This window comes from Pseudoalteromonas aliena, from assembly GCF_038155085.1.
Lineage (GTDB): Bacteria > Pseudomonadota > Gammaproteobacteria > Enterobacterales > Alteromonadaceae > Pseudoalteromonas > Pseudoalteromonas aliena_A.
Genome location: NZ_JBAKAU010000018.1, coordinates 26312 through 38124 on the forward strand (window position 1 = coordinate 26312; position 11813 = coordinate 38124).

10 protein-coding genes are annotated in these 11813 nt (G+C 40.8%); 3 read left to right on the forward strand and 7 right to left on the reverse strand.

Annotated elements, in window-relative coordinates; all coding sequences use genetic code 11:
- Window positions 1–61 precede the first annotated feature (61 nt).
- The gene (locus tag V6260_RS15140) at window positions 62–1840 is read left to right on the forward strand and encodes an ABC transporter transmembrane domain-containing protein (RefSeq protein ID WP_341594961.1); all 1779 of its coding nucleotides are present in this window, start codon (window positions 62–64) and stop codon (window positions 1838–1840) included.
- Here the strand turns inward: V6260_RS15140 and V6260_RS15145 are convergent.
- Window positions 1837–2469 (reverse strand): OmpA family protein, encoded by a 633-nt coding sequence (locus V6260_RS15145; protein ID WP_341594962.1) that lies wholly within the window; start codon window positions 2467–2469, stop codon window positions 1837–1839. The genes V6260_RS15140 and V6260_RS15145 overlap by 4 nt on opposite strands.
- A 206-nt stretch (window positions 2470–2675) precedes the next feature.
- Between V6260_RS15145 and chrA the strand changes: the two genes are divergently transcribed.
- On the forward strand, window positions 2676–3830 hold the full coding sequence (chrA, locus tag V6260_RS15150) for a chromate efflux transporter (protein ID WP_341594963.1): 1155 nt from the start codon (window positions 2676–2678) through the stop codon (window positions 3828–3830).
- On the opposite strand, the gene V6260_RS15155 is transcribed toward chrA, so the two are convergent.
- From V6260_RS15155 to speA, 4 genes are read right to left on the reverse strand one after another with little or no spacing between them, the layout of a single operon-like run.
- Complete coding sequence (locus V6260_RS15155; protein ID WP_341594964.1) at window positions 3787–5046, reverse strand: mechanosensitive ion channel family protein; 1260 nt, start codon at window positions 5044–5046, stop codon at window positions 3787–3789. The genes chrA and V6260_RS15155 overlap by 44 nt on opposite strands.
- Entirely contained in the window at window positions 5043–5963 is a 921-nt protein-coding gene (locus V6260_RS15160; protein WP_341594965.1) for an acetyltransferase, read from the reverse strand. Before V6260_RS15160 ends, V6260_RS15155 begins: the two co-directional genes overlap by 4 nt.
- A 27-nt stretch (window positions 5964–5990) precedes the next feature.
- A complete protein-coding gene (locus V6260_RS15165) occupies window positions 5991–6869 on the reverse strand; it encodes an acyltransferase (RefSeq protein WP_341594966.1) in 879 nt (292 codons plus the stop codon).
- A gap of 60 nt (window positions 6870–6929) precedes the next feature.
- A complete protein-coding gene (speA, locus tag V6260_RS15170; RefSeq protein ID WP_341594967.1) occupies window positions 6930–8810 on the reverse strand; it encodes a biosynthetic arginine decarboxylase in 1881 nt (626 codons plus the stop codon).
- A gap of 199 nt (window positions 8811–9009) precedes the next feature.
- On the opposite strand from speA, the gene speE reads away from it, so the two are divergent.
- Window positions 9010–9873, forward strand: a complete 864-nt coding sequence (speE, locus tag V6260_RS15175; RefSeq protein ID WP_341594968.1) for a polyamine aminopropyltransferase — start codon at window positions 9010–9012, stop codon at window positions 9871–9873.
- Window positions 9874–9927: 54 nt separating this feature from the next.
- On the opposite strand, the gene V6260_RS15180 is transcribed toward speE, so the two are convergent.
- Window positions 9928–11160 carry a hypothetical protein gene (locus tag V6260_RS15180; protein WP_341594969.1) on the reverse strand — a complete coding sequence of 411 codons (1233 nt, stop codon included), beginning with the start codon at window positions 11158–11160 and terminating at the stop codon, window positions 9928–9930.
- Window positions 11150–11773, reverse strand: a complete 624-nt coding sequence (locus tag V6260_RS15185; RefSeq protein ID WP_341594970.1) for a methylamine utilization protein — start codon at window positions 11771–11773, stop codon at window positions 11150–11152. The genes V6260_RS15180 and V6260_RS15185 overlap by 11 nt, the downstream gene beginning before the upstream one ends.
- Window positions 11774–11813: the final 40 nt, after the last annotated feature.

Below are 11813 nucleotides of genomic sequence, written 5' to 3' on the forward strand. Positions count from 1 at the left end.
AGTATTGATTTTTATTATCTTAGTGCCATATCTATACCTTAACCTTTAAAAAGAATCCACTATGTTAAAAACAACACCTAATCCCGAAAAAGCCGCCTTTAGTAGTTTATTACCTATTTTTGCTTTTATTAAACCGTATAAATGGATGGTAGTAGCGGCGCTTGGCGCCCTTTTAGTAACTGCTGGCGTTAACTTATCCTTGGGTCAAGGAGTTAAATTTGTCATAGATCACGGCTTTATTGCAGGCTCCCAAGCACAGCTACAACAAGCTGTACTAGTACTTATTGGTTTAATTAGTTTATTGGCCGTGGGCACGTTTAGCCGCTTTTATTTAATGTCGTGGATTGGTGAGCGCGTTAGTAACGATATTCGCAAAGCCGTATTTAATCGTATTGTTACCTTGCACCCAAGCTACTTTGAAGAAAACCGCAGTGGCGAGCTTATGTCTCGTTTAACAACCGACACCACCTTACTGCAATCGATTATTGGCTCATCGTTTTCTATGGCACTGCGTAGCGCATTAATGCTGGTTGGCGGCTTGGTAATGCTATTAGTTACTAACTTAAAGCTTACCCTTGTCGTTGTTGCTTGTGTGCCGCTGGTATTAGTACCCATGATGGTATTTGGTAAAAAGGTGCGCAAACTTGCAAGCTCCAGCCAGGATGCCATAGCAGATATAAGCACCTATGCCGGCGAGATAATTCAAAACATTAAAGTAGTACAAAGTTATAGCCATGAAGCACAAGAACAGCACGCTTTTGCACTTGAAACCGAAAAAGCCTTTAGTGTGGCTAAAAGCCGTATTAAGCAACGCTCATTTTTAATTGCTGCGGTAATATTTTTAACTTTTAGCGCTATTAGCGCAATGCTTTGGGTAGGCGGGAGAGACGTATTAGCAGGTACTATGACTGGAGGTGAGCTAGGCGCCTTTGTGTTTTACGCTATTATGGTGGCTATGTCGGTTGCAACCGTTGCAGAGGTTTACGGCGAGCTACAACGTGCAGCAGGTGCTGCGGCGCGCTTGCTTGAGCTACTCGCAGTTAAAAGCGAAATAGAAAACCCTGTTATCCCACAAGATGAAAAACTATTAGTAAACACTAATAGCTCCGCCATCGAACTTGAAAACATTAGCTTTAACTACCCATCTCGCCCCGATGTAAGCGCGCTTAACAAAATAAGTTTAACTATAGAGCAAGGTAAAACCATTGCCATTGTTGGTCCCTCTGGCGCAGGTAAAACAACATTATTTGAATTACTACAGCGCTTTTACGACCCAGCAAATGGCGCGATTAAATTTAATGATATAAACATTAAAGACCTATCGCTTAATACCCTCAGGGGTAAAATGGGCATGGTGGCACAAAATCCTATTTTATTTAGCTCAGATGTAATGCATAACATTCGCTACGGCAACCCAAATGCCACTGACGAGCAAGTGTATGCCGCTGCAAAGCACGCCCACGCAGATGAATTTATTAAACAGTTACCACAAGGTTATAACAGCTTTTTAGGTGAGCAAGGGGTAAGGCTTTCGGGCGGGCAAAAGCAGCGTATTGTATTGGCACGCGCTATTTTAAAAGACCCTGAAATACTACTTTTAGATGAAGCAACCAGCGCACTCGATGCGCAAAGCGAGCATCACGTTCAAGCCGCGCTTGAGCATTTAATGCAAAACAGAACAACGTTGATTATTGCCCATAGGTTGGCAACGGTTAAACATGCAGATGTGATTGTAGTAATGGAAAATGGAGAAATAAAAGCAACAGGGAGCCACCAGCAATTACTAGCAAGCTCCCCTTTGTATCAGCGTCTTTGTGAATTGCAGTTCAACAAAAACTAACCTTCTGTGTTCGGCACTATTTGAATTTCTACACGGCGGTTTTGAGCACGGCCATTTGCGCTATCGTTAGTCGCAATTGGGCGTGTTTCGCCATAACCTGTAGTACTAATACGTGCAGCCATAATCTGCTGGTTTACTAAATAGCTTTTAACGCTTTGTGCACGTTCGCGCGATAGGTTCATGTTGTAGCTATCTTTACCTGTGCTATCGGTATGTCCTTCAACACTAAGGTACGTTTTTTCGTATTTGTTCATTACTTTTGCAATTGCATCTAAGGTATCGTTAAAGCCTGATGAAATATAAGATTGATCGGTCGCAAAAGTGATATTAGATGGCATAACTAAACGTAGATTATCGCCCTCACGTACAACTTCAACGCCCGATCCTGCAAGTTCATCACGAAACGCTTCTTCTTGCTTATCCATGTAATCACCTACTGCAGCGCCCGCAAGCGCACCAATAGCAGCACCAATAAATATGCGTTTATCTTTATGGTTACTCGTTGCTTTACCTAGTACGCCACCGGCTGCTGCGCCAATAGCTGCACCTTTACCAGTGTTGTTCATTTCACAGCCACTTAAAAGTAAAGCTATTACAGATGCACTTACTAGTGATTTAGTTAATGTCATGATGATGTCCTGTTCGTTCTATAATTAGCAAGATTATGCAAATACATCTATGAACAAACTATGAAGTGTCTGTTAATAATTAAGTAAATTTAACCCCTGCTCACTTCACAAATACACGCAATAGCAAACTCTGCAGCGTAGTATTAATAAAAGTGTCATACTGACTTGTGACAATTAAATGAATTTTTAACGAGGACTTTGGCGCTATGTTATTAGCTATTTTTAGGCAGTTTTTTTTACTTGGCTGCATGAGCTTTGGCGGCCCAGCTGCTCATTTAGGCTATTTTAAGCGTCATTTTGTAGATAGTTTAAAGTGGCTTAGTAATGCTCGTTATGCCCAGCTAATAAGTTTAAGTCAAGCACTGCCTGGGCCTGGATCTAGCCAAGTTAGTTTTGCTATTGGTGTTGAGCGAGCTGGGGTACTGGGTGGTATAGCTGCTTTTGTAGGCTTTACCCTGCCTTCGTTTTTAATAATGGTGCTACTTGCGGTTAGTGCCCATCAGTTTGACGCTGTTTACTTTGCTATTATTGCAGGCTTAAAGTTATTTGCCGTTGTTATAGTCGCTGATGCAACACTTAGTATGACTAAAAGCTTTTGTACAAGTGCTGCGCTTAAGTTACTCGCGGTAATGAGTACACTTGCGTTGGTGTTATTTCCAATGATGGGAACTCAAATAGCGATTTTAATCACCGCTGCAACAATAGGTGCTATATGGCCTTTATTCAAACTTGGCACATTAGCAGACGATGTTAGCAGTAAAAACTGTAATATTAATTGGATTGCACTGGGGTTATTTGCGCTCTTACTTGGGGTTAGCTTTATTCCACTAGAACATGAGTTTGCTTTTTTTACCCCTTTTTACCAAGCGGGTGCAATGGTGTTTGGCGGCGGGCACGTAGTACTGCCGGTACTTCAAGCAGGCGTGCCAGCATTGAGTGATGATCAGTTTTTAAGTGCTTACGCGAGTGTACAGGCAGTGCCAGGGCCTATGTTTACTATTGCTACTTACTTAGGCGCACAACTGACTACTGAGCAACCTTTAGCGGGCGCTCTTATAGCTACACTGCTTATATTTATGCCTGGTTTTTTACTTATACTGGCGTTTCAGAAAAGTTGGATTAATTTGGCAAGTAAGCCACGCTTAGCAAGCTCAATAGCGGCACTTAATGCTGCTGTAGTGGGTTTTTTAGCGACCGCCCTTTATTCACCAACTTGGACTTCATCGGTGCATAACCTTTGGCAAGTTGCGTTAGTAATAATCGCATTTGCATGGCTGCGATTTAAAAAGCCACCTATTTGGTGGCTCTTAGCTTTGTTTATTGCAGTGGGTCTTTTGCAACACTTTTTGCCATTACTCTAAATGTTGGCTTATCAGTTTGTTGCTCATTAGACGGGCTTAATTGCCCACTTACGCTTTGGTATGCTCTAAGCCCAAACACAGGTAATACTGCAAGCAAATGATCCATTATTTCGGCTTGTAAATGCTCGTACGAAATCCAGCGCTTGTCTTCACTAAAGCAATAAAACTCAATAGGTAAACCATGGTTAAGAGGTTGTAGCTCTCGTACCATTAACGTAAGCGACGTATTAATTTTACTGTGCTGCTTTAAGTAGCCCTCTGCATAGCGACGAAACAGCCCTAAATTAGAAACTGGGTTAGGTAATGTTGTTACTTTGATGTATTCATGCAATGGGATAGCCGCATCTATTTGCTCTCTAAAGCCTTCCCCAACTAAACAAATGCTATGCATGTCTATATTGAGTGAGCGCTTAATCCGCCTCCCGCCCGACTCTTGCATCCCACGCCAATTTTTAAACGACCCAGCAACTAACATATAGGTAGGGATAGTCGTTATAGTTTTATCCCAGTTGCGCACTTTTACAGTGTTTAAACCCAAATCAATTACCTCACCATCGGCGCCGTAGTTTTCTACTTGAATCCAATCACCATAGGTTACTAAGCGATTTGCCGCAATTTGAATACTCGCTACAAACCCTAAAATAGTGTCCTTAAATACTAATAAGGTAACAGCGGCTATCGCACCAAAACCAGAGAGAATATACGTAGGTGATTTTTCAAGTACGATACTCACTATTAATATTGCGCACACAATAAACGTAATAAGCTTAACAACCTGCAGTAAGCCTTGAATAGGCACTTCGCGTGCAAAATCTAGCTGGTTATAAATAGCACCAGCTATACTCACTATACTGCTAAAAATAAAACCTACATAAATAATAAGAATACCTTGACCAATTGTTTTTAAAACTTCGGCGGTTAGCTCATTGACCGGGTATACGCTATCAAAGGTTGCTAAAAAAAGTACACTACAAAGCATACCTGCAATACGCTTATTGAGTTTATTAAGCAATGGGGAGAGTAAACCAATACGCTCAGGAGATAATTTAGTAACAATTTTTTGAATACCAGGAAGCATTAATCGGCGTGTAAACAAGTAGACAATTAATAGTGATAAAACCCCAATCGAGGCCGCTGTAATTGAACTAAGAAAATTTGCATCGGGTACTTTTTCAAACCAAGGTGCAATTAAATCCTGAAGGTGTGTGTGGGTCATAGTGTTTCAATTTCCTTACTGATTTGTGGTTCAGGTAAATCTTGTTGAGCATAAATACCAGTGAGCTGCCTATCTTTAGCAACCCAAAGCTCATTAACGTATTTTTGAAAATCGCTTCTAAATACTCTGTCGTGTTGGTAGCTGCCTAGCATTTGCTCGCTGATAGGTATTACATCAATAGAGACATAAATTGAGTTAAGCTCGCCTTTTAAAATATTGCGGCACACATGGCTAGTTTTACCACTGTAAACTACGCTCGAATTCAACATAGCGTCAAATTGCTCGCCAAGCACCTCAAGCGCAAAGGCTATTCCCCCTGCTTTAGGCTTAAGTAAATGTTTAAAAGGGCTTTGCTGACTTGCGTGCTTTTCGGGCGTATAGCGGGTGCCTTCTACAAAATTAATTATTGTAGTGGGATTACGCTTAAAGTTACGGCAACTGTGTTTTGTACGCTCAACATCTAAACCTTTGAGCTTTGGGTTTTTAGCGAGCTGCGCTTTACTCACGCGCTTCATAAATGGCATGCCCATAGCCCACGCGCCAGTACCAATAAAAGGCACATACTTTAATTCATCTTTTAAAAAAAACTTTGGAGCTGGCAATTCATGTAATGAGCTAAGTACGGCTATATCTAGCCAGCTCATATGATTGCAAATAAGTAAATACCAACTTTGCGCGTTTAAATCGCCATTTATATTTACTTCAATGTTAGGACAGCCCAGCCACAAACCAAATCTATTACCATTACACCAGCCACGATAAACAAGGTGTAAAAGAGTATTTATTATCCTCAAGGGCAGTAGTAGTTTAACCACTCCCAGTAATAAAACTAAGGTGCCAAAAATAATCACATTAGAGAATAATACGCAGCCTACAATTAAGCCGTTAAGCCAATTAGGTAACCACTTTTTTAGCATAACTGTAAGCTCATTATATTCGCCTTATTATTTATGGTTTTGCTCAAGCTGTTGTAGCGTCAGCTCTTTTTCTTCCCATAAACGATTTAGTTCACTTTGAAAGCCCACTCTAAACTCAGAGTCGCCAGTATAATCACCAATTAGCTCTTTGCTCACAGGGCGAATATCTACATGTACGTTGATTTGCTTAACTTTACCACCTGCAAAATCCATAAACGTAGGTATACCATCGGGGTAATGAATCGTGACATTTACTACTTTAGAAATTTGCTCACCCATCGCCTGCATTACAAATGCAATGCCACCTGCTTTTGGTTTTAATAAGTGTGGAAAAGGACTACCTTGTCGTGCGTGCTTTTGCTCTGTAAAGCGTGTGCCCTCTACAAAGTTAACAACGCTTACTGGCATTTCTTTAAATTTTTCGCAGGCTTTACGGGTTGTTTCTAGGTCTTTACCACGTAATTTTGGGTTCTTTTTTAACTGGCTTTTACTGGTGCGAGTCATAAATGGAAAATCGAGCGCCCACCAACACAAACCTAAAATAGGCACGTAAATAAGCTCTTTTTTCAAAAAGAAGTTTAAAAATGGAATTTTGCGATTAAACACTCGCTGCAGTACTAAAATATCTACCCAGCTTTGGTGATTAGCAATGACTAAGTACCAATCTTTTAATTTAACATCTTCTAAACCAGTTACATTTAATTTTGTAGGCGTACATAGCTTTTGATTTAGCCCATTAAAAGAGACCCAAGCTGTAGCACATGACTTGGCTGTCCAGCTCATTAATTTTTGTAGCTGCTTAAAAGGAATAAGCTTTATAAGGCCACAAGCAAAAATAGGCACAAACCATATAAGTGTGTTTAACGTGTAAAAAATAAGGCTTAATACACTGCGAATAACTGACATTACTTCCATTCCTTTAAACAGTGCGCAGCAGCTAGCACTGCGCTTTTATTTACTTATAAATTAATCTTCAAAATAGGTGTAACCTTCAAGGCCTGCATTAAGCTCTGCTAAATATCCCTCTTTGCATTGCTCAGATACAGTGAGCTTATTAACTTGATAAGCAAAGTTATCCGCCAAAATGGCGCTATCATAGTCAACAAACTTTAATACATCCTTAACGCTATCACCTTTAATGGCATTGGTTAAGACATAACCTTCGTCATTTAGCTCAACATGTACTGAATCGGTATCGCCAAATAAGTTATGTAAATCACCTAAAATCTCTTGATATGCACCCACCATAAACATAGCAATATGGTATTGCTCACCATGCTTGTACTCAGGAATTGGTAAGCTAGTTTCAATGCCAGCACCTTCAACGTATTCACGAATTTGCCCGTCAGAATCACAGGTAATATCTTGAATAATCGCGCGCTGAGTAAGTGGCTGAGTTAAGTTCTCGATTGGCATAACCGGAAATAACTGCTGAATACCCCATACATCAGGTAGCGACTGAAACAATGAAAAGTTAACAAACAGTTTATCGGCAAGCTTTTCGTTTAAATCATCGAGTACTTCGCGGTGTGCACGGGCGTTATTACTAAGTGATGCACGTACGCGATGTAAAATAGTAAAGTATAACTGCTCTATTTTTGCCCACTCTAACATGCTGACTAAACCATGCACGTATTGATCGTGTGCTTCGCTAAATAGGTGCATCGCATCGTGGTAAATTTCTAGCGCCATACGCGGGTTTAACCGTTGTAAGCACTGCCACATTTCATCAAGCACTAGGGCACTATTTTTAATAGGTGGCTCTGGGTTTAAATGATTAGGTGCTTTTTCTACATCTATTACATCAGTAATTAACACAGCGTGATGAGCCGTTAAAGCCCGGCCCGATTCAGTAATAATAGCTGGGTGGGTAAGGTTATGTTGGTCGCACACTTCTGCAAACGCATTTACTACGTTACGTGCGTACTCCTCTACTGTGTAGTTCATTGAACACGCACTGCGAGAGCCCGAGCCTTCGTAATCAACGCCTAAACCACCACCTACATCAACCGTATTAAGTGGTACACCTAACTGAGTAAGTTCCGCAAAGTGGCGCGCACATTCGCGCAGGGCCCGGTGTATGTCTCGAATGTTGGCAATTTGAGAGCCAATATGAAAATGCACCATTTGCATTAAGTGCAATTTATTATGCTGCTTAAGTACTTCAACAGCACTAAGCACTTGCCCTGCAGTTAAGCCAAACTTACCTTTTTCACCACCGGTATTTTGCCACTTACCTTTACCCACTGAGTTTAAGCGAATACGAATACCAATAGCGGGCTCGATGCCTAAGTTGTCTATTTCTTCAAGTAAGGTGGTCAGTTCTGATAGTTTTTCTACTACTATTTTAACGCTGTGCCCCATGGCTTGGCCAATACACGCTAAGCGTAAAAACTCACTGTCTTTATAGCCATTACACACAATAGTAATTGGCTCTTTTGCAACGCCTAAAATAGCCATAAGTTCTGGTTTTGAGCCAGCTTCAAGGCCGACTAAACCACTAGGATGGGCAAGTAACTTACTTACCACAGAGCGCTGCTGGTTTACTTTAATAGGATATACACAGGTGTATTTCCCGTTATATTCACGGCTGCTACGTGCTTGAGTAAACGCATTTGTCAGCGTATCTACACGGTTTTTTAAAATATCAGTAAAGCGCACTAAAACCGGCAGCGTCAAACCTTGTTGCTTAAACTGCTCTGTTAATTGCGTTAAAGAAATCGCGCTTTTAGTTTGGTCACCATCGGGGTAGGCTACCAACTCGCCTTGTGCGTTTATATCAAAATAACCATCACTCCAATGAGCAACGTTATAAGTAGCGCGTGCTGTTTCTAAACCCCAGGTCATGGCAACTCTTCTTTAGTCAATTTAGCTATAAAGGCGCATTTTAATACGTCAGTACTGGCTAGGCTAACAAAAATTGAACTTTCACTCATCCCTAGCGAACTTTATTCGTTAAATAGGTTAGAATTTCATTGAGCAAAACGACAAGCACTGGCAGAATTGCCCTTTTTTCATACTCAACCTAAAAAGTGTAAAAGCAACTATGGCAAATTTAGATCAAAGTAAGTGGTTTACTGAAATTAGCGACCGCGATGGCAGCGCATTTTCATTACGTATTAACAAAAAGCTAGACGAAAAACAGTCTCCTTTTCAAAAAGTAGAAATGTTCGAAACCACAGACTTTGGTAATTTAATGATCATCGACGGCTGTACAATGGTTACAACCCGCGAAAACTTTTTTTACCATGAGATGATCAGCCACCCTGCACTTTTAGCGCACCCAAATCCTAAAAACGTGGTCATTATTGGCGGCGGCGACTGCGGTACATTACGCGAAGTATTAAAACACCCAGATGTAGAAACCGTAACGCAAATAGATATAGACGAAGTAGTGACGCAAATGTCGTTAAAATACTTCCCAGAGCTTTGCGAGTCTAATAACGATCCTCGTGCAACCGTGATGTTTGATGATGGCATTAAATACATGCGCGAAGCTGCGGGTGAGTCTATCGACGTTGTTATTGTTGATGGTACAGATCCAGTAGGCCCTGGTGAGGGGTTATTTAACCATGCGTTTTACACTAGCTGCCTAAATGCACTTCGCCCAGGCGGTATTTTAGTACAGCAAAGTGAATCGCCACTTATGCACATGCCATTGTTAGCTGAAATGCGTGAAGCTATGTTAAGTGTAGGATTTAATGATTTACAAACACTGCCATTCCCACAACCAATTTACCCAAGCGGTTTATGGTCGGTAACACTTGCTCGTAAATCAGAGGCATTTAGCGGCTTTAGAGAAGACGGCGCAGCACAAATAGCCGAGCAAAGTGAATACTACAACAGCGGTATTCACCATGGTGCACTTGCTACACCTAACTACATGAAACGCGCTTTCGATAAAAAATAATTTACACTTTTTTTGAAACTAAAAGGGAGCTTTAAAAGCTCCCTTTTTTGTACTTTAAAAACGCCATTGAGCGTTTAGCATAATTTGCTGCTGCGATATGCGCTGTGCAAAGCCGCTGGCAGCTCTATTTTTTATAAAACTTTTAAGCGCAGAGCCTTCAACACCTAATTGCCAACTATTACTGAGCTGGTAGCGCCACGTTACGGTTACCCCCTCCCCATGGCTCGCATTAGGATCAAACGCAGTGGTGTCATTATCTGTCACTTTAAAGTAATCATAGCGTACTGAAACTCGATGCCTACCTTCTTTATGGCTTAGCATTAAGTAATGGCTGTAAAACGCATTATCTATTAATGCATTCGCACCCATTTCGGTTTCACCATTGAGCACCTGTGCTATAACGCGAGTTTTGCTATTAAATTTATATAGCCAGGCAACGCTCGTAAAGCGAGTGTCCCATGCATACTGCCCAGAGCTATAATTTACAGTACTGGGATCGCCGTTATTATCGTAGTAATAAACACGAAATTGCGATTTTTTTAAGTAATCCCAATGTACGCCTGCATAATAGCCAAATCGCCCATCTACTTCTTCAAAAGGCAAAACACGGCCCGATTGCCAGCGTAAATCATACTCATTTAATGAGGCTATAGGGCCAATGTTAATCCCTTCATTAAATGTGGTTTGTCTATCGTGCAATCCAAAGCCACGCCAAGCGAGTAAAGTGCCAGTAGGATCATTGCCTTTAAATGTAGCGCCTACAAAGCTAAAACTATGCTTAGAATTAAAGCGTTTAGCTGGGCGTTTAAGAGTTGCTTCGATACCAACGGTACGTAACTCTTCGCCTATCCAGCTATTAATGGCTGAGTTTGTGTAGTTATAAGGAGAAGTCCAGCCAATATCGGGGTTTTCAAGCGACATTAGCGGATAAAAACCACCACCGCGCACATGCCATTTATACTTACTATCAGTAAGAGGCTGATACTTAATATAAGCTTGTGTTAAGCCTAAGCCAACATCAGGATCCTGATTTAAATTTAATACCCCATGAGCCGACCAACTAGATGCTAAATCAACATTAAAATCTAAAATACCCTGCGATAAAATAAGCTCATCACTTTTTATATCATGGCGATAGAGGCCAATTCCACCATATTGAAAGCTTGTACTATCATCACCTTGTACAGTTCTAACTTGTATCAAACCTTTAACCTGCGCATGTAGCGCAGCACTAAAAAATAAAATACTAACTAAAAATACAAACGTTAAAGTGCGATTAATAATCATCAAATTCATCCGTTGCAAAATCAATTTGCGCGGCTACTTCTTGTTCAACTTTATACTCAAGCGGTTGCGTACCTACAATCACGTTTTTAGTTTCAACGTTACTTATATCACTAAACCCTGAATGCCAAACGCTTAACGTATATTCGCCCGCGCCAGTCTGTAAATTAGCCTTACCGTTTTCATCTGTAATTGCAAACACAGTGCTATCGACGACCACTATATAACCTAGCATCCAATCGTGAATATTACAGCCAAGCTCAACCACACCCGTTTGGTCAAAAATAATCGGTGCTTTTGGCTGCTCTTTATATAGCTTTAATTCGAATGTTTTTGCTTTAGAAAATGAATAAACGTGGTGCATGATAGAGTCCGCATTTGGAAATTCTACTTTTGCATTTTGCGGAACAACTAATATTCGCGGAATAAACTCTCTATTCTGTTGGCTCATTGCATAAGGAGCTTCGGGCGCGGTAATCTCAGCAGAACCGCTAGCGGTTAACCACACAACAGCATTAGCTAAGGGCTCATTACTTGAATTTTTTATCGTTATATTGGCAGTAAAGCCCTGAGCGCTGGCACATAATAAAAATACATAAACTAAAACTTTGATCATATTAGTCGTCGCTACTATCAATTTATTTATATTATAGACC

What these genes read in the sequence shown, in the direction of transcription:
- speA (WP_341594967.1), bottom strand. Translation starts at nt 8,810, where the DNA reads ATGACCTGGGGTTTAGAAACAGCACGCGCTACTTATAACGTTGCTCAT.
- speE (WP_341594968.1), top strand. Translation starts at nt 9,010, where the DNA reads ATGGCAAATTTAGATCAAAGTAAGTGGTTTACTGAAATTAGCGACCGC.
- V6260_RS15185 (WP_341594970.1), bottom strand. Translation starts at nt 11,773, where the DNA reads ATGATCAAAGTTTTAGTTTATGTATTTTTATTATGTGCCAGCGCTCAG.
- chrA (WP_341594963.1), top strand. Translation starts at nt 2,676, where the DNA reads ATGTTATTAGCTATTTTTAGGCAGTTTTTTTTACTTGGCTGCATGAGC.
- V6260_RS15145 (WP_341594962.1), bottom strand. Translation starts at nt 2,469, where the DNA reads ATGACATTAACTAAATCACTAGTAAGTGCATCTGTAATAGCTTTACTT.
- V6260_RS15165 (WP_341594966.1), bottom strand. Translation starts at nt 6,869, where the DNA reads ATGTCAGTTATTCGCAGTGTATTAAGCCTTATTTTTTACACGTTAAAC.
- V6260_RS15160 (WP_341594965.1), bottom strand. Translation starts at nt 5,963, where the DNA reads ATGCTAAAAAAGTGGTTACCTAATTGGCTTAACGGCTTAATTGTAGGC.
- V6260_RS15140 (WP_341594961.1), top strand. Translation starts at nt 62, where the DNA reads ATGTTAAAAACAACACCTAATCCCGAAAAAGCCGCCTTTAGTAGTTTA.
- V6260_RS15180 (WP_341594969.1), bottom strand. Translation starts at nt 11,160, where the DNA reads ATGATTATTAATCGCACTTTAACGTTTGTATTTTTAGTTAGTATTTTA.
- V6260_RS15155 (WP_341594964.1), bottom strand. Translation starts at nt 5,046, where the DNA reads ATGACCCACACACACCTTCAGGATTTAATTGCACCTTGGTTTGAAAAA.